The sequence below is a fragment of the Klebsiella sp. RHBSTW-00484 genome, from assembly GCF_013705725.1.
GTDB lineage: Bacteria > Pseudomonadota > Gammaproteobacteria > Enterobacterales > Enterobacteriaceae > Klebsiella.
Window position 1 is genome coordinate 3,552,284 of sequence record NZ_CP055481.1, and the last position, 18,248, is coordinate 3,570,531.

The window sequence follows — 18,248 nt, forward strand, 5'->3', positions numbered from 1 at the left end:
TTGTCAGGCTATTGTCATCGTTTTTGATTATGACCAAAGCCTAATTATAAATTTTGCTTTCTGGGCAATTTTTCCTTGCTTAACTAACGATTCCCGGTGGTATAGTCGGAAAATCGGCCTTTTCAAGAGCCGAACCATAATAAATAAATGCAATCACAATCATAAGGGGAACTTATATCAATGGATCAGACGTGCACTCTGGAAGGATTTCTCACCCGCGTTCAACAGCGCGATCCAAATCAAACTGAATTTGCTCAGGCAGTCCGCGAGGTGATGACCACCCTGTGGCCTTTCCTTGAGGAAAATCCGCGCTATCGTCAGCTGAATTTGCTTGAACGTCTGGTTGAACCAGAGCGTGCTATCCAGTTCCGCGTTGTTTGGGTTGATGACCGTAATCAGGTTCAGGTTAACCGCGCCTGGCGCGTGCAGTTCAACTCCGCCATCGGCCCGTACAAGGGCGGTATGCGTTTCCACCCATCGGTAAACCTGTCGATTCTGAAATTCCTCGGTTTTGAACAAACCTTCAAAAACGCCCTGACCACCCTGCCTATGGGCGGCGGTAAAGGCGGTAGCGACTTCGATCCTAAAGGCAAGAGCGACGGCGAAGTGATGCGTTTCTGCCAGGCGCTGATGACCGAACTGTATCGTCATTTAGGTCCGGATACCGACGTCCCTGCCGGCGATATCGGCGTAGGCGGTCGTGAAGTGGGCTTTATGGCCGGGATGATGCGCAAGCTCTCCAACAACAGCGCCTGTGTGTTCACCGGTAAAGGCCTCTCCTTCGGCGGCAGCCTGATTCGTCCGGAAGCAACCGGTTACGGCCTGATCTACTTCACCGAAGCGATGCTTAAGCGTCACGGTTTAGGCTTCGAAGGCGCTCGCGTCGCGGTTTCCGGCTCAGGTAACGTGGCGCAATACGCCATCGAGAAAGCGATGGAGCTTGGCGCGCGGGTAATTACGGCTTCCGACTCTAACGGTACCGTGGTTGACGAAGCTGGTTTCACCAAAGAAAAACTGGCCCGCCTGATCGACATTAAAGAGCGCAGCCACGGTCGCGTAGCCGATTACGCCCGCGAGTTCGGCCTGACCTATCTTGAAGGCAAGCAGCCGTGGGGCGTACAGGCGGATATCGCGCTGCCTTGCGCAACGCAGAACGAGCTGGACGTCGATGCCGCCCGTCAGCTGATTGCTAACGGCGTGAAGGCCGTCGCGGAAGGCGCCAACATGCCAACCACTATCGCGGCAACCGACCTGTTCCTCGACGCGGGCGTCCTGTTCGCGCCGGGTAAAGCGGCTAACGCCGGTGGCGTGGCAACCTCTGGTCTGGAAATGGCGCAGAACGCCGCGCGCATGGGCTGGAAAGCGGAGAAAGTTGACGCGCGTCTGCACCACATCATGCTGGACATCCACCACGCCTGCGTGGAATACGGCGGCGAAGCGAAGCAGACCAACTACGTTCGCGGCGCGAATATCGCCGGTTTCGTGAAGGTCGCTGATGCTATGCTGGCTCAGGGTGTGATTTAAGGCACCGGTAACGCCTCACCTGATGGGTGAGGCGTTATTTTTATGGCAATGGGTAATAGCTGCTTTCCAGTTCGCACTGGATTATTAATTGTTTTGCCAGCGCTTGCGCCTCTGCAATTTCCTCAGGTGACATCGCTCTTTTTATTTTCAACTTAGTCCCCACCGGGCCATAAATAAGCGCCCATGCCCAGGCATCGACGTTACTTTTCTCGGTCCCGCATCCACGGTGATATAGCGTAGAAAGCGCATCCTGAGCTTGTTTGTGGCCCCTGAGCGCCGCCCGCACGCACCAGGTAAAACCTTGTTCCTCATCCTTATCCACGCCCTCGCCGCCTTCCAGATAGATCTTATGCAGCATAAATGCCGCATCGGTATCCTGACCTTGCTCAAAGGCCTGCGTAAACCAGTAAACGGCCTGACGATAATCAGAAAAGTGATTTTTATACAGCTGCGCAAGGTTAAACTGGCTGTCCTTATCGCCCCGTTCCGCCGCGAGCGTGTACCAGTTGCATGCCTGATGGAAATCCTGATTCACGCCATTTCCATCTTCAAACATAATGGCCACTCTATTTTGTGCTGTTGCGATCCCTTGCAACGCAGCGGCATGGAAATAATGAAAGGCTATACGACTGTTTTGCTCCACACCAACACCGTCAAGGTAGAGCATCCCAAGGGCAAATTGCGCATGGCTGTAGTTCTGTTCGACCGCGAGACTTAGCCAATAAAACGCCTGTTTCACATCGCTGTTGGTAATTTTCCCGAGCCGATGCATATCACCAAGATAAAATTGCGCACAAGAATCATTTTGTTCCGCGGCTTTACTAAACCATTCATAGGCCAGGGTGTAATTCTGCGGGATGCCCTGCCCGTAATAATATTTATGTCCAAGTTCATTTTGCGCATTCACAAAGCCCTGGATAGCCGATTGATAACACCATTCAAACGATTTTTGGAGATCTTTTTCCACCCCCAGCCCGTCCCGGTAGAGAATACTCAGATTATGTTGCGCGGTATTTTCCCCCTGATCCGCCGCCTTGAGATACCACTTCCTGGCCTGGTGATAATCCTGCGCGACGCCCCAGCCATGAAAGTACATAATCCCCAATTGACTTTGCGCGGCGTCATACCCACTCCCTGCGCTTTTAACGCACCAGGCAAAAGCCTTAGCCAGATCCGCTTCAACGCCCGTTCCGCTACGCAACATCTTTGCCACTTCAAGCTGTGACCAGTTATGTCCCTGCTCAGCGGACTTCAGATACCACTCAAACGCCAACGTCTGATTCTGCTCGATACCGGAACCAGACTCATACATAAACCCCACGGCATATTGCGACTTGTCATCGCCCTGCAGCGCGGCCTGCATAAACCATTTAAACGCTTCTTGCGCATTTGCCTCAACGCCAACGCCATCGCGATACAGGGTCCCAAGGTTGTGCTGGGCAGAAATATGCCCTGACTCCGCCGCACGCATAAACCAGTACGCCGCCTGGATATCATCTTTTTCAACATCAGCGCCAACATAATATTTTCCCGCGAGCTTGTTATATGAGAAAACATGGCCCTGCTCTGCGGCTCTTAGATAGCTGCTAACCACCATTGACGATGCGTAACCATTATTCTGCACGTTCATCGCAGTAATTAACTTTCGATAACTTTGTTTATGCACGGCGGCCAGAGTATGAAAACGGTCGGATAAAGACCACTCACGGACGTCTTTCTCTGGCTTATATGACCATTCAATCAATTCTATGAGCTGACATAAAAACGGTGCCGACAGCGAATACTGGTCAATCTGCATCAGTAGCGCGAAATCGAACCACTTCTTACTTTTATCGTTATCCCGTAAGGAATAATAGCTATCTTTAATTTTATCGCCGCATTCAACTTCATCAATAGCCGACATATCGGCAAAGAAATAAGGTGCAATTTCTGTTTCGATTTTACGATACAGAATACAGCCTTCGTTTATCGTCGTCTGAATACTGGCCTGAGCGCCTCCCGCAACCAGATGCCAGCGGAAGTTTTTTGCCGCAGCTAATATCAGTAATGGACGAGATAGCTGGTGCAGGTTGATCAGTAGCTCTTCCTCAAAACGTATGCGCGATTTCAGGTCCAGAAGCTCAAGTTCGTACAAGGCGCTCTCTAGCTGCTTCTGCGCATTTTCCGGGAGCTTTTCATTCGCCAGAAACAGGCGTTCCAAAACATTTTGCCAGCTCAACGAAGCGCTCACCGCGCCCGGCGATAGTCGCTGGGTTTGTACTCTCGGCTGAGGGATATCGGCAAGATCTTGACGAATATGAACGTTATCTCGCTCTTCTTCAGCCGGGAAAAATCATCTCTCTTTTCCCAGCTTAGCGCCGACTCATAGGCATTACGCAGCCGCTGATACGCCTGCGGGTCATCTTCCGGACGAGTAACCTTCACTAACTGCGCAAAGCGGCGTTTAATTTCGCGCGGTTCAGCGCCCGGAGTCAGACCTAATATTTCCCAGCATGTCATACCTGTAAACCTCCCTTCCATGGCTCAGTACCCATCCCTCGATATCACCGTATTTACCTTAACTGATATCTTCTAATATATTGATGAGCAATATCTTCCGCTTCAGCTAAATCTCTGACGGATAATTTACGGCGAATCTTAGCCTTATCTATTTCAGGATGCGGAGTCGCCGCAATCATTATCCATACCCAAGCCAAAATATAGTTCACATCGGTTCCAAAACCGTTAGCATACATAAATGCAACCATATTTTGCGCACCTGAATGCTTAAGCTTTGCGGCTTTTTCATACCAGAATAAGCTAGAGCTGTAATCCTTTGCTATCATATCCTCCCCGCGCATGTAGATCTTACCCAACATGATGGCAGCATCAACATTATCTTGCCGGGCTGCAGCATTAAACCAGAATATGGATTTTTGCATATCGCGATGAACGTCGGTGCCTTCAAAAAACATGAACCCTAGTTTAAACTGGGCATCACAATATCCTTGTTTTGCCGATTGCGTTAACCAATATATTGATTGCGCGTAGTCTGGTTTCATAACATCTGCATCACTGTATAATTGCCCAAGGTTATATTGCGCAACAGCATCACCCTGTACTGCAGATTTACTGTACCATTCGAGGGCTATTTGATAGCTTTGTTTAACTGTTCGCCCCTGATAATGCATTAATGCAACTTCATTTTGCGCCGGAGCATATCCTTGCTGTGCGGCTTTAAGAAAATAATCATAGGCTAATTGATAGTTAATCGGGCCAGACAGGCCATCACGATAAAATATACCTAGGGAAGGTGCGAACAAGTCCCTGATATGAGATCATGTTTGTCATCTGGAGCCATGGAACAGGGTTCATCATGAGTCATCAACTTACCTTCGCCGACAGTGAATTCAGCAGTAAGCGCCGTCAGACCAGAAAAGAGATTTTCTTGTCCCGCATGGAGCAGATTCTGCCATGGCAAAACATGGTGGAAGTCATCGAGCCGTTTTACCCCAAGGCTGGTAATGGCCGGCGACCTTATCCGCTGGAAACCATGCTACGCATTCACTGCATGCAGCATTGGTACAACCTGAGCGATGGCGCGATGGAAGATGCTCTGTACGAAATCGCCTCCATGCGTCTGTTTGCCCGGTTATCCCTGGATAGCGCCTTGCCGGACCGCACCACCATCATGAATTTCCGCCACCTGCTGGAGCAGCATCAACTGGCCCGCCAATTGTTCAAGACCATCAATCGCTGGCTGGCCGAAGCAGGCGTCATGATGACTCAAGGCACCTTGGTCGATGCCACCATCATTGAGGCACCCAGCTCGACCAAGAACAAAGAGCAGCAACGCGATCCGGAGATGCATCAGACCAAGAAAGGCAATCAGTGGCACTTTGGCATGAAGGCCCACATTGGTGTCGATGCCAAGAGTGGCCTGACCCACAGCCTAGTCACCACCGCGGCCAACGAGCATGACCTCAATCAGCTGGGTAATCTGCTGCATGGAGAGGAGCAATTTGTCTCAGCCGATGCCGGCTACCAAGGGGCGCCACAGCGCGAGGAGCTGGCCGAGGTGGATGTGGACTGGCTGATCGCCGAGCGCCCCGGCAAGGTAAGAACCTTGAAACAGCATCCACGCAAGAACAAAACGGCCATCAACATCGAATACATGAAAGCCAGCATCCGTGCCAGGGTGGAGCACCCATTTCGCATCATCAAGCGACAGTTCGGCTTCGTGAAAGCCAGATACAAGGGGTTGCTGAAAAACGATAACCAACTGGCGATGTTATTCACGCTGGCCAACCTGTTTCGGGCGGACCAAATGATACGTCAGTGGGAGAGATCTCACTAAAAACTGGGGATAACGCCTTAAATGGCGAAGAAACGGTCTAAATAGGCTGATTCAAGGCATTTACGGGAGAAAAAATCGGCTCAAACATGAAGAAATGAAATGACTGAGTCAGCCGAGAAGAATTTCCCCGCTTATTCGCACCTTCCCTAGATTATATTGGGCAACATCACAATGTTGCTCAGCAGCTAAAGTGAACCATCTCAACGCCTGCTGGTAATTTCTGCTGCCTGTTGTTTCGTTATAATACAACCAGCCCAGATGATTTTGGGCATGAGCAAATCCCTGTTGCGCCGCTTTCTGGAACCAATAAAATGCCTTTACATAATCTTGCATACCCGAGGCTTCGTCGATATAAATTCGACCAAGATCATATTGCGCATAGACATTTTCTTGCACTGCGCTCTTCATAAACCAATAGATAGCCTGCTGAAAATCCTGAGTTGTCCCTTTACCTTCGCGGTAGCAAACGCCTAATGAATGCTGTGCATCGGCATGCCCCTGTTTTGCTGCACAGGAGAACCAAAAGAAAGCGCGATTCTCATCCTGTTCGACATCCTCTCCCTGCTCATAGAGCAGTCCCAGGTTATAGCGTGATATCGCATGCTTTTGCTCCGCCGCTTTGGCATAACTCACTAATGTTTTCGATGTATGGTAAACGCCGTCGGCTGCGCTGATAGCAGCGCACAGTTTTTCATACCCCAGTGGATGGATTATCTCTAACGCATAAAAACGTTCAGCAACTGACCAGCAACGAATATTTTTGTCTGTCTTAACTGACCATCCAAGCTTCTCGACCCAAAAACCCAGAAATGCACTGGAGAGATCGTATCTGGCGATTTGCATTAATACTACGGCATCAAACCATGGTCTATTTTCCGCATCATCAACATAGTTCTGATAAATACGTTTAAGCCGATCGCCACTTTCAATTTCATCAATCACCGACATATCAGCAAAAAACAGCGGTGCAATTTCCGCTTCAATCAGTAACCAGAGCGTGCGCTTGTCATTAATGGCGCAACAGGCGGCCTGATGATTGCCCCCGGACGTCAAATGCCATTTAAATTTTTCTGCCGCCGCCAGCGTCAACAAAGGACGAAATACCCGACTCAAATTTAAAGCCAGATGTTCCTCAAACTGTAAACGTGATTTCAGGTCGGAAGAGGAAAGCCTGGCGACAGCATCAGCTAGCTGGGTTTCAGCCTGCTGAGGCCTGCTCTCGTTGACTAAGAATAGATCGTCAAGCACGCTTTGCCAGCTTAGCGTCGTGCTTACCACGATGGGATTTTGATGATGGATGCGAGCTGATATATTTACTGTCGGAAATCTAATACGCGTAGGCGTGACGCGCTTCGACACTGCCTCTTCATCGTCCCATACATCGTTATCACTGATTAGATTCTCTTCACAAGATAGCGCCTGCTCGTAGGCATCGCGTAATCTCTGATAGACAGCCGGATCGTCCTCAGGGCGGTTAACCTTTACCAGTTGCGCAAAGCGGCGTTTAATTTCACGCGATTCAGCGCCCGGCGTCAGGCCTAATATTTCCCAGCATGTCATATTGGAACTCCTTTCCCTGTATTCACGCTTTTTTGAGTTGAAACATACGAATATATCTTGTCGCCATCGCCTGCGCCTCAGCGAGCTCGTCATTTGATAATTCTTGCCGCACGGTTTCTTTATCAAGATACGGATTGTCACCACCAGCAATAATTATCCACGCCCAGGCCTCAAGATAATTTTGCGCTTTACCTTTACCGAGGGCATACATCGCAGCAAATTGGTTCTGCGCTTCGACGGAACCTAATCTGGCGGCTTTTTCATACCAGTAGCAGGCATTGCTTTCGTCTTTTTTTACGCCATCTTTGCCCGTGGCATAAATCTCTGCGAGGGTAAATGCCGCTTGCGCCACACCTCGCTGACCCGATTCTGAAAACCAGTGAACCGCTTGCTCAATATCAGCGGCAATATGTTCACCGCGGTAATAAAAACACCCCAGCTCAAACATCGCCTCACCGGATCCCTGCTCCGCCGCTTTGTTGTACCAGGTCAATGCTTTTTGGCGATCGGGGAGCGCTAATTCTCCTTCACTATAGATTTTACCTAACCAATATTGCGCGTCGCCGTTATTCTGCTCTGCGGCTTTGGTATACCAGACCAGCGCCTGCTGCACATCGCGTTCTACCGCTTGCCCATTGTAATACAGATGCGCTAGCTCAAGCTGCGCTGCGGCATTCCCCTGTAGCGCAGCCTGACGAAAAAGTCCAAATGCCCGCAGGCAATCCGAGTCGATACCGTCGCCGACAAGACAGATAACGCCTAGCGCATATTGCGCATAATCATCATTCTGTTCCGCCGCTCGGGAAAACCATAAAATTCCCTGCTGACGATTTCGGGTGACCCCAAAACCGCCTGTGTATAAACGACCCAGCGCATACTGCGCGCTCGCATGGCCTTGCTCCGCTGCCTTGCTGTACCATTGAAACGCCGCGTTGTTATTACGTTTTCGTTCATAAAGCTGGGCAAGATGATACTGAGCGGGCGCCAGTCCCTGCTCTGCGGCGCGTAAATACCAGTGCATAGCCTGCGACTCATCTTGCAGAACGCCAAAACCACCGTAATACATTTTTCCGATGGAAAAACAGGCTTCGATATCGCCCTGCTCAGCGGCTTTAAGACGCGCAGACAAGACTTTCGAGACATGATAACCATCCGATTCCAGTTGAAGCGCGCGCACGACTTTTTGATACGCGGATTGATGAATAGATGCCAGAGCACGGAATCGCTCATTCAGATTCCAGACCAGTACCGACTTTTCCTCATCTAAACTTTGGGCTCTCTGTATTTTCTCCGTCTGCGTCGTCCACCTGATTTTTTCACTTATCATGCCCAGATAATCAGCAGAGAGCACAAGCCCGGCTATTTTCAGCAGTACGGCGGTATCAAACCATTGCAGGCTTTGCGCATCATGCTCCAGTGCGGCAAAAATAGCGTAGAGCTTTTCGCCGCACTCTACTTCCTCAATGCAGCTCATGCCGTTAAAAAAAAGCGGCGCAATATCCCGCTCAATGCGCCGATAGATCAGGCAATGGTCATTAATGGTGTTTCGCGCACCAGTATCATCCTTATCCGTCACCAGATGCCATTTAAACTTTTCCGCCGCCGTCAGCATCAACAAAGGACGATGGTCCCGCGCCAGCTTTGCCATCAGCGTGGTTTCAAACTGCAGATGCGAATGCAGGTCAAACGCGACGAGAGCCACCATCGCCTGATCTAACTGCAAGTCGGCAGCGTCTGGCAGGCGTGTATTTTCCGCAAACAGGGTTTCGAGCACGTCTGCCCAGCCATTCTCCCGGATAACCGGTGGCGGCGGGCTAACAGGTGTAGCGCGCGCCAAAACAACTGGCGTAACGCTCGCTGCGGCACCAGGATTAACGTTAATCTGCGGGCCATGATCATCCGCAAAGGCCAGCGCCGCTTCATAGGCGTCACGCAGTCGCTGATACGCCTGCGGGTCATCTTCCGGACGAGTAACCTTCACCAACTGCGCAAAGCGGCGTTTAATTTCGCGCGCCTCGGCTCCCGGCTCCAGACCTAATATTTGCCAGCAGTTCATAGCAGGCGGTCCGTATCTATACCATCGAGAATTTGATTAACCTGTTCACGAAAGGCTGCGATCTGATCGCTTTCCTGCCTTTCCAGCAGATAGCTGAACTTCCGCGAGCACTCGCTGACCCATTCACGGGCATCGCCAAGGCTCAACTGATAGAGATGATCGAGACGCGCCATCAGCGCCCGATTCACCTGCTCGTCGCGCGGATGGATTTTCAGCGCGCTAAGCTTAGCTCGTGATATTTCTATCTGCTCTTCCGTCAATACGCCCGGATGTTGTTCAATAAGCAGGCTGCTGCGATTGCCGGTTGACGGTACATGAATATCAACATCAAGCAGACCGTTAATATCGTAGGTAAAACGAACCTCTATTTTGACCTGCCCAGCCGGTTTTGGCGGCACGGCAATAGACATTTCGGCAAGAAAGATATTGTCCTCCACCATTCGGCTCTCGCCCTGGTAGATTTTAAAATCGACGTTGGTTTGATCATCATTGACAGTATAAAAATCCCGCATCCGGCTACAGGGGATGCTACGGTTGCGCTCAATAATCGGCGCAAAATAACCTGACTCTCGGGTGTGGCCCAGCGACCTTGAGGTATCGACACCCAGGGTATAGGGACAAACATCGGTGACCACCACATCCTCAAGTTCACGATTGCGCGCCTTGAGCGCTGCCTGAATCGCTGCTCCTTGGGCAATCACTTCATCCGGGTTCAGATGCATCGCAGGCAAGCGGCCAAAGAGTTGCGCCACCAGCTTGCGAATTAGCGGCATCCGCGTGGTTCCGCCCACCAGAACCACCTGGTCCAGCTGCGAGATATCCAGCCGCGCATCACGAATCGCCATTTCCAGCGGTTCCCGAATGCGGTCGAAGAATGATTCCAGCAGCAGTTCAAAATCCGCCTCGGTGATTTGCCACTGATAACGCTCATTCTCGATTTCCACACTGAAAATGGCCGTTTCACGCAGGCTTAATGCCCGCTTAACCCGCTCAGCTTCTACGCGTAGCTGCCGTTGTAAAGTCGGCTCCCGCCATTCGATCTCTTCCGGGAATTCCTGCTGATGGCGAAAGGCCTCGACCAGAATATCCACGATATCCTCACCACCGAGGAAGTTATCCCCGGCGCTGGCGCGCACTTCCATAATATTGTCGAATAATTCCAGGATAGAGACATCAAACGTGCCGCCGCCAAGGTCAAAAACCAGGAACTGGTGCTCATCTTGCTGATTGTGCAGCCCATAGGCCAGCGCGGCGGCGGTCGGTTCGTTAATCAGGCGCTCAACGGTCAACCCGGCCATACCAGCGGCAATTTTAGTCGCTTTACGCTGCACGTCGCTAAAGTAGGCGGGAACGCTAATCACCGCTTCCGTCACCGGTTCACCCAAAAAATTCTCGGCATCTTCTTTTAGCTGGCGCAGCACCAGTGAGGAAAGCTCTTCCGGACGAAAGGCCTGTTTGCCCAACATAATGGTCTGCGAGGTGCCCATAATCCGCTTGAAGTTCGCCGCGCAGTTTGCCGGGCGCACCAGTTGCAGGTCGCGGGCCGCTTCGCCCACCAGCACCATGCCGTCATCGTCAATACTGACCACGCTTGGGGTGAGGAATTTACCCAATGCATTAGGAATTAATACCGCATTTCCCTCCTGCCATACTGCTACCAGGCTATTTGTCGTACCTAAGTCTATTCCAATAATCATTTATCATCCCTGTTTATATATATACAGATCCCAAAAGGCTTGTCAGCGTAAAACATTAACCCACCATCAGCTTTCCGATAATAAACCAAAGCATTTGGCAAAGACTAATTTTTAATTCTGCCCCTAAAATTCCAGACAATAGAAAATCAATCATTTAATATATAAACGAGAAAAATATATCATTAAGAGTAATAATTTTAAGTTGAGGAATGTGAATGTTTAAAATGGGGTATTTACAGATTGAATGACGTTTATGATCAGCGTTTTCTCCCCCGGCGGTTCACATCCACCAGGGGAGAAAACCTATGCTGTTGCCTCTCCGCCCGCCTCATCTGCTGGCCGTGATTTCTTCGCCGTTCGCTTACGCGGAGCGCTCTTCTTCTTACCATCGCCCGGTGCGACAATGCCGCGGAAGCGGCGAACCGGGGTACTGCGCGCCTGGTCGATAAGCTGGAACAGCGTGCCAACCAGCGGTTGCATAAAGTCCTGGTAACGGCACTGCTTTTCGCTGATTTGCGTCAGGATCGACTCCCAGTGGGCAGTCATATCCGGACGGGTTGCCATTTCGGGCAGCGAATGGAACAGCGCCTTCCCGGCATCGGTTGAGTGAATATAGCGCCCCTTCTTGGTCAAGAAACCGCGCTTAAACAGCAGCTCGATAATCCCGGCGCGGGTTGCCTCCGTACCCAAACCATCCGTCGCACGCAAGATCTTCTTCAGATCCTTATCCTGCACGAAGCGGGCAATCCCGGTCATTGCAGACAAAATCGTCGCGTCGGTGAAATGACGCGGTGGCTGGGTCTGACGCTCCACGACTTCGCCCTTTTCGCACAACAGCTCGTCGCTTTTCGCGACTATCGGCAGAGGCGTCCCGTCGTTTTCCTCATCGCGCTCTTTATTACCCAGCAGCGTTCGCCAACCAGCTTCCGCCAGGAAACGGGCTTTGGCGATAAATTTGCCGTTGGCGATATCGAGATCGATCTGGCATTTGCGAAACACCGCATCCGGGCAAAACTGCATCAGGTACTGACGAGCAACCAGGCCGTAGACCTTTTCCTCGTTGTCGCTGAGCTTAACCTGCGAACTGCGCGCGGTAGGGATAATAGCGTGGTGAGCATCGACCTTTTTATCATCCCAGCAGCGGTTGCGGATCTCCGGGTCCACCACCGGCTGCGGTAGCAAGTCTGCCGCGTGCACGCTAATGGCGTTAAGCACCGCATGACGACCGGCAAAATGCTCCTCCGGCAGATAGCGGCTATCCGAACGCGGATAGGTAATGAGTTTGTGGGTTTCATACAGCTTCTGACAGATATCCAGCACATTCTGTGCGCTAAAACCAAAGCGCTTCGCGGCTTCAATCTGTAGCGCGGAAAGCGAGAACGGTAGTGGCGCAGGCTCGGAATCCCGCTTGTCGTTATAAGCGGTCACCGTCGCCGGTTGGCCTTCGATGCGCTTAACAACGTGTTCGGCAAGCGGACGATGGAGCAAGCGCCCCTCTTCGTCCTGATATGACTCACAGGCTTCGCTTGGCACCCAGTTAGCAACAAAGCGTTCATCCTTCGGCGTGACGATATGCGCCTTCACGTCGAAGAAATCTTTAGCGACGAAGTTTTCAATCTCTTCATCGCGGCGCACCACCAGGCCAAGCACCGGGGTCTGTACGCGCCCGACGGATAACACGCCCTGATAACCCGCGTTACGCCCGAGAATAGTATAGGCACGAGTCATGTTGATCCCGTACAACCAGTCGGCGCGGGCGCGGGCCAGCGCCGAGACGCACAGCGGAATAAATTCACTGTTGGCACGCAGGCGGTTTATCGCCCGCTCCACCGCCTGCGGGTTAAGGTCGTTAATCAGGCAGCGCTGTACCTGCTGGCGCTTTTCCGGCGCCAATTGTAGATAGTCCAGCACCTCATCTACCAGCAGTTGACCTTCCCTGTCCGGGTCACCCGCGTGAATCACTTCCTGGGCGTCGCCGAGCAGGCGCTTAATCACGTTAAGCTGTTTGGTCACAGACGGTTTGGGTTGAAGCTGCCACTTCTCAGGCACGATGGGCAGGTCGAGCAGGTTCCATCGCGCATAGCGTCCGTCATAAACGTCAGGCTGGGCCTGCTCCAGCAGGTGGCCAATACACCAGGTGACCACCTGTCCGTTACCGCACTCAATGTAGCCGTCACCTTTACGATGTGGCTTTGGCAGCACCTCAGCGATGGCGCGACCAAGACTTGGTTTTTCCGCAATAAACAGCCGCATGAAATCAACGGATCTCGATCATTGGGCGACCGCCGCGGGCGGTGACCAGCTCGCCGATGGCGGCAAGCGTAATACCATACTCAGCCGCCGCGGCCTGAACCTCAGCTTCCGCATCCGGCGTTACCGCCAGCAGCAGACCGCCGGAGGTTTGCGGGTCGCACAGCAAATCGCGCCACTCTGGCAGCATTTCGCCCATCAGATGACCGTAGCTGGCAAAGTTACGCCCGGTACCGCCCGGGACCGCGCCCGCGGCAATATACGCTTCCACACCAGGTAGCTTCGGGATATCCGCGTAAGTTAGCTGCGCCTGCACGCCCGCGCCACGGCACACTTCGCTCAGGTGGCCAAGCAATCCAAAGCCGGTGACGTCGGTCATCGCTTTTACGCCTTCAATGTTGGCAAACGCTGAACCAACAAGGTTCATCTGGCACATTGTTTCCGTCGCCAGCCCCTGATGCTCAGGCTTCAATAGCGATTTTTTCTCGGCGGTAGTCAACACGCCGATACCCAGCGGTTTAGTGAGATACAGTTTGCAGCCTGCCTGAGCGGTGCTGTTTTTCTTCACCCGCTCGGTCGGCACCACGCCGGTCACCGCGAGGCCGAAGATAGGTTCCGGGGCATCAATCGAGTGGCCGCCCGCAAGGGCAATGCCCGCCTGCTGGCAGGCAAAGCGCCCGCCATCGACGACCTGACGGGCGATTTCCGGTGCCAGGGTATTAATCGGCCAGCCGAGAATGGCAATCGCCATGATCGGTTTACCGCCCATCGCGAAAATATCACTGATGGCGTTGGTCGCGGCAATGCGCCCGAAGTCGAACGGGCTATCGACGATCGGCATAAAAAAGTCGGTGGTGCTGACAATCGACGTGCCGTTGCCGAGGTCATAGACAGCGGCATCATCGCTGGTCTCATTGCCCACCAGCAGGTTCGGGTCGATAAACTTCGCCCGGTCACTCTGCAGAATCGTTTCCAACACTTTAGGGGAAATTTTACACCCGCAACCGGCTCCGTGGCTGTATTGCGTTAAACGAATAGCTTGCTCGCTCATGGACATCTCCTGTCATTGCAATCCCGCTATGGTAGCGCCCAAATGCCAAGGTGATAAGTACGACAGTCCTAAATCGCGCATAGTTGCTCATTAAGCAGACAAAAAACCGATTTTGCGATACAGAACCCTTTTTTTAACGCCATTTTAACCTTTACTAAAAGATGACAGAAATGTGACAAAAATAATTCTGTTTCATCTGGACATATAACAACGTAAGGAAATTTTAATGAAAAAGCGCGTTCTCGCCCTTTGCCTGGCCAGTTTCTTCTCCATTAACGCTTTCGCCCTGGCTCCAGCCGGTAACGACGTCACCACTAAACCCGATCTCTACTATCTGACCAATGCCCAGGCCATTGATAGCCTGGCGCTGCTGCCACCGCCACCGGAAGTAGGAAGCATCGCATTTTTAAACGATCAGGCGATGTATGAAAAAGGCCGTCTGCTGCGCGGCACCGAGCGCGGTAAATTAGCCGTGGAAGACGCGAACCTGAGCGGCGGCGGCGTGGCCAATGCCTTCTCCGGCGCCTTCGGTTCACCCATCACCGCGAAAGATGCACCGGAGCTGCATAAGTTACTGACCAATATGATTGAAGATGCCGGTGACCTGGCGACGCGCGGCGCGAAAGAGAAGTATATGCGTATTCGGCCATTTGCGTTTTATGGTGTCGCCACCTGCAACACCACCGAGCAGGATGCGCTGTCGAAAAATGGTTCCTATCCTTCCGGGCATACGTCTATCGGTTGGGCAACGGCGCTGGTGCTGGCTGAGGTCAATCCACAGCGGCAAAACGAAATCCTCAAGCGAGGGTTTGAGCTGGGTGAGAGCCGGGTCATTTGCGGTTATCACTGGCAGAGCGACGTAGACGCGGCGCGGATTGTCGGTTCGGCGGTGGTCGCCACGCTGCATACCAATCCGGCCTTCCAGCAACAGTTGCAGAAAGCGAAAGACGAATTCGCTAAACAGCAGAAGTAACTTCGTCGCCGTTGGATCCCCGGAGGCGGCGCTTGACGCGCCTTGTTCGGGCTACCGGCCCACAATTGCTTCCGACCGTAGGCCGGGTAAGGCGCTAGCCGCCACCCGGCAAAACGCGGATGTGGTTAGAAGCGCGTCACGAACGGCGCGGTGTCCGGCAGCGCTATGTTGGTTGAGGCTTTGAGCTGCGGCGTACCCAGGTAGAGAAAGCCGACAATTTTATCCTGCTCACGGCAGGAAAATCCTTCACGCACTACCGGGCTCTCAGTTAACGCACCGCTGCGCCAGATGCCGTTAAAGCCCTGTGCGACGGCCGCCATCTGCATGGCCATCACCGCGCAGCCCGCCGACATCTCCTGCTCCCACTTAGGCACCTTCGGATGATCTTCACAATGCGCCACTACGGTGATAATCAGCGGCGCACGAAACGGCGCGCTGCGGGCTTTTTCAATGGCCTTCTCATCTGCCCCTGCCGCCACCGCACCTTTTTCCAGTAGCTGGCTAAAGCGCTCACGGCCTTCATCGGCAATAATAAAGAAGCGCCACGGCTGTAGCGTCCCATGGTCCGGCGCACGTAGGCCTGCACGGAGAATATTTTCCAGCTGTTCACCCGCCGGTGCCGGGTCGGTCAGACGTGAAGCGCTGCGGCGATTAACCAGTAGTTCGAGAGCATCCATCTGTATAACTCCTGTGATGTGATTTTTCATAAAATTAACATGCGCAAGGATTTTGTTACAGCCCAACGGGTGATTCCTGCTGACAACCGTCGACACTCTCTTTAGGATAGCCAGACGCGGCGGCCCCTGTGGTTCGCCCATTCTTGATAATGGTTAGGGAGAATACATGCGAACTCTTTGGCGACTGCTCGCCGGAATTTTTAAATGGACATGGCGAGTACTCAATTTCATTCGCCAGCTCGCACTGAACGTGGTTTTCCTGGTACTGGTGCTGATTTGCGTCGGCATCTGGGCCCAGTTCAGCAGCAGCACAACAGAGCACAGTACTCGCGGCGCGCTGTTAATGGATATCACCGGCGTAGTGGTCGATAAACCTTCGGCCAGCAGCAAACTAGGGGTTATTGGTCGTCAGCTGTTTGGCGCCAGCTCCGATCGTCTGCAGGAAAACTCACTGTTCGATATTGTGCAAACCATTCGTCAGGCGAAAGATGACCGGAACATCACCGGTATCGTGCTGGATCTGAAGAATTTTGCTGGCGGCGATCAGCCGTCGATGCAGTATATCGGCAAAGTGCTACGCGAATTCCGCGACAGCGGTAAGCCAGTGTATGCCGTTGGCAGCAGCTACAGCCAGGGTCAGTACTATCTTGCCAGCTTCGCCAATAAAATCTGGCTCTCACCGCAGGGCGAAGTGGATCTGCACGGCTTTGCCACCAACGGTCTGTACTACAAATCGCTGCTCGACAAACTCAAAGTATCGACCCACGTGTTCCGCGTTGGCACCTATAAATCAGCGGTAGAACCGTTTATTCGTGACGATATGTCTCCGGCAGCCCGCGAGGCGGACAGCCGCTGGATTGGCGAGCTGTGGCAGAACTACCTCACCACCATCGCTGCCAACCGCCAGATTACCGCTCAGCAGCTGTTCCCAGGTGCTCAGGGCGTGATTGACGGACTGCGTAAAGTCGATGGCGACACGGCAAAATACGCGCTGGATAACAAGCTGGTTGATGAACTCGGCACCTCCACTGATGTGGAAAAAGCGCTGACCAAGCAGTTTGGCTGGAGCAAAGCGGATAACAACTACAGCGCTATCAGCTACTACGATTACACGGTGAAAACGCCTGCCGATCAGGGCTCCGCGATTGCCGTTATCTTTGCTAACGGCGCGATAATGGATGGCGAAGAAACGCCGGGTAACGTTGGTGGCGATACGACCGCCGCGCAGATCCGCGACGCGCGTCTGGATCCGAAAGTTAAAGCTATTGTGCTGCGGGTCAACAGCCCTGGCGGCAGCGTCAGCGCCTCAGAGGTGATTCGCGAAGAGCTGGCTGCGGCAAAAGCGGCAGGTAAACCCGTCGTTGTGTCGATGGGTGGTATGGCGGCTTCCGGCGGTTACTGGATCTCAACCCCGGCGGATTACATTGTGGCGAACCCAAGCACTCTCACCGGCTCCATCGGTATCTTTGGGGTGATTAATACCGTCGAGAATACGCTGGGGTCGATTGGCGTACACACCGACGGCGTGGCAACCTCACCGCTGGCCGATGTCTCCACCACCAAAGCGCTGCCGCCAGAAGTGCAGCAACTGATGCAATTGACCATCGAAAATGGCTATAAGCGCTTCATCACCCTGGTGGCGACCGCGCGTAAGAGCACGCCTGAGAAAATTGACCAAATCGCTCAGGGCCACGTCTGGACGGGTGAAGATGCGAAGGCTAACGGCCTGGTCGATGGCCTCGGCGACTTTGACGACGCAGTGGCGAAAGCTGCAGAGCTGGCGAAGCTGAAACAGTGGCATATCAATTACTATCAGGAAGATCCCACTTTCTTCTCAATGATGGTAGATAGCCTGACCGGCTCGGTCCGCGCGGCGCTGCCGGCAGCGGTACAAGCGTATCTGCCTGCGCCCGTGGCTGCTGCGGCTAACGCGGTGAAAGCGGAAAGCGACAAGATGGCGGCGTTCAACGATCCGCAAAACCGTTACGCGTTCTGTTTAACCTGCGCCAATATTCGTTAATCCTCTGCCGCCCCAATCACGGGGCGGCATTTTTACACTTCATCCATTACACACGAAAGCAGCCAACGCCCCTGCAACTTGCAGCGTGTCGGGTATATACTTCG

General features: G+C 52.8%; 13 protein-coding genes. 4 read left to right on the forward strand and 9 right to left on the reverse strand.

The annotated features are described in order from the left end of the window. Window positions 1-180 precede the first annotated feature (180 nt). A complete protein-coding gene (gene gdhA, locus HV213_RS16950) occupies window positions 181-1,524 on the forward strand; it encodes an NADP-specific glutamate dehydrogenase (protein WP_181482600.1) in 1,344 nt (447 codons plus the stop codon). Between the two features lie 40 nt (window positions 1,525-1,564). Here gdhA and HV213_RS16955 read toward each other — a convergent pair whose 3' ends face one another. The 3 genes from HV213_RS16955 to HV213_RS16965 are packed head-to-tail and all read right to left on the reverse strand — an operon-like array spanning window position 1,565 to window position 4,826. Continuing rightward, complete coding sequence (locus tag HV213_RS16955; RefSeq protein WP_181482601.1) at window positions 1,565-3,724, reverse strand: tetratricopeptide repeat protein; 2,160 nt, start codon at window positions 3,722-3,724, stop codon at window positions 1,565-1,567. Window positions 3,725-3,750: 26 nt separating this feature from the next. Then, window positions 3,751-4,023, reverse strand: coding sequence for a J domain-containing protein (locus HV213_RS16960; RefSeq protein ID WP_181482602.1), 273 nt, complete (start codon window positions 4,021-4,023; stop codon window positions 3,751-3,753). Between the two features lie 53 nt (window positions 4,024-4,076). Continuing rightward, entirely contained in the window at window positions 4,077-4,826 is a 750-nt protein-coding gene (locus HV213_RS16965; RefSeq protein ID WP_181482603.1) for a tetratricopeptide repeat protein, read from the reverse strand. A 53-nt stretch (window positions 4,827-4,879) separates the two neighbouring features. Here HV213_RS16965 and HV213_RS16970 point away from each other — a divergent pair, with 53 nt between their 5' ends. Further along, entirely contained in the window at window positions 4,880-5,860 is a 981-nt protein-coding gene (locus HV213_RS16970; protein WP_000019403.1) for an IS5-like element IS5 family transposase, read from the forward strand. A gap of 108 nt (window positions 5,861-5,968) precedes the next feature. Here the strand turns inward: HV213_RS16970 and HV213_RS16975 are convergent, their stop codons facing one another. The 5 genes from HV213_RS16975 to selD all read right to left on the reverse strand — a co-directional run bounded on the left by HV213_RS16975 (window position 5,969) and on the right by selD (window position 14,474). Then, the gene (locus HV213_RS16975) at window positions 5,969-7,420 is read right to left on the reverse strand and encodes a J domain-containing protein (RefSeq protein ID WP_181482604.1); all 1,452 of its coding nucleotides are present in this window, start codon (window positions 7,418-7,420) and stop codon (window positions 5,969-5,971) included. Between the two features lie 22 nt (window positions 7,421-7,442). Then, on the reverse strand, window positions 7,443-9,476 hold the full coding sequence (locus tag HV213_RS16980; RefSeq protein ID WP_181482605.1) for a J domain-containing protein: 2,034 nt from the start codon (window positions 9,474-9,476) through the stop codon (window positions 7,443-7,445). Continuing rightward, on the reverse strand, window positions 9,473-11,173 hold the full coding sequence (locus HV213_RS16985) for an Hsp70 family protein (protein ID WP_181482606.1): 1,701 nt from the start codon (window positions 11,171-11,173) through the stop codon (window positions 9,473-9,475). The genes HV213_RS16980 and HV213_RS16985 overlap by 4 nt, the downstream gene beginning before the upstream one ends. A gap of 303 nt (window positions 11,174-11,476) precedes the next feature. Next, complete coding sequence (locus tag HV213_RS16990; protein WP_181482607.1) at window positions 11,477-13,426, reverse strand: DNA topoisomerase III; 1,950 nt, start codon at window positions 13,424-13,426, stop codon at window positions 11,477-11,479. A gap of 4 nt (window positions 13,427-13,430) precedes the next feature. Continuing rightward, on the reverse strand, window positions 13,431-14,474 hold the full coding sequence (selD, locus tag HV213_RS16995) for a selenide, water dikinase SelD (protein ID WP_181482608.1): 1,044 nt from the start codon (window positions 14,472-14,474) through the stop codon (window positions 13,431-13,433). 226 nt (window positions 14,475-14,700) lie between these two features. Between selD and phoC the strand changes: the two genes are divergently transcribed. Then, window positions 14,701-15,447, forward strand: a complete 747-nt coding sequence (gene phoC, locus HV213_RS17000) for an acid phosphatase PhoC (RefSeq protein WP_110273568.1) — start codon at window positions 14,701-14,703, stop codon at window positions 15,445-15,447. 125 nt (window positions 15,448-15,572) lie between these two features. On the opposite strand, the gene HV213_RS17005 is transcribed toward phoC, so the two are convergent. Continuing rightward, window positions 15,573-16,124: an NAD(P)H nitroreductase gene (locus HV213_RS17005; protein ID WP_181482609.1), complete on the reverse strand. Its 552-nt coding sequence runs from the start codon at window positions 16,122-16,124 to the stop codon at window positions 15,573-15,575. 166 nt (window positions 16,125-16,290) lie between these two features. Between HV213_RS17005 and sppA the strand changes: the two genes are divergently transcribed. Continuing rightward, window positions 16,291-18,144: a signal peptide peptidase SppA gene (sppA, locus tag HV213_RS17010; RefSeq protein ID WP_181482610.1), complete on the forward strand. Its 1,854-nt coding sequence runs from the start codon at window positions 16,291-16,293 to the stop codon at window positions 18,142-18,144. Window positions 18,145-18,248: the final 104 nt, after the last annotated feature.

What these genes read in the sequence shown, in the direction of transcription:
- HV213_RS16990 (WP_181482607.1), bottom strand. Translation starts at nt 13,426, where the DNA reads ATGCGGCTGTTTATTGCGGAAAAACCAAGTCTTGGTCGCGCCATCGCT.
- HV213_RS16975 (WP_181482604.1), bottom strand. Translation starts at nt 7,420, where the DNA reads ATGACATGCTGGGAAATATTAGGCCTGACGCCGGGCGCTGAATCGCGT.
- gdhA (WP_181482600.1), top strand. Translation starts at nt 181, where the DNA reads ATGGATCAGACGTGCACTCTGGAAGGATTTCTCACCCGCGTTCAACAG.
- HV213_RS16980 (WP_181482605.1), bottom strand. Translation starts at nt 9,476, where the DNA reads ATGAACTGCTGGCAAATATTAGGTCTGGAGCCGGGAGCCGAGGCGCGC.
- HV213_RS17005 (WP_181482609.1), bottom strand. Translation starts at nt 16,124, where the DNA reads ATGGATGCTCTCGAACTACTGGTTAATCGCCGCAGCGCTTCACGTCTG.
- HV213_RS16985 (WP_181482606.1), bottom strand. Translation starts at nt 11,173, where the DNA reads ATGATTATTGGAATAGACTTAGGTACGACAAATAGCCTGGTAGCAGTA.
- HV213_RS16970 (WP_000019403.1), top strand. Translation starts at nt 4,880, where the DNA reads ATGAGTCATCAACTTACCTTCGCCGACAGTGAATTCAGCAGTAAGCGC.
- selD (WP_181482608.1), bottom strand. Translation starts at nt 14,474, where the DNA reads ATGAGCGAGCAAGCTATTCGTTTAACGCAATACAGCCACGGAGCCGGT.
- phoC (WP_110273568.1), top strand. Translation starts at nt 14,701, where the DNA reads ATGAAAAAGCGCGTTCTCGCCCTTTGCCTGGCCAGTTTCTTCTCCATT.
- sppA (WP_181482610.1), top strand. Translation starts at nt 16,291, where the DNA reads ATGCGAACTCTTTGGCGACTGCTCGCCGGAATTTTTAAATGGACATGG.
- HV213_RS16960 (WP_181482602.1), bottom strand. Translation starts at nt 4,023, where the DNA reads ATGACATGCTGGGAAATATTAGGTCTGACTCCGGGCGCTGAACCGCGC.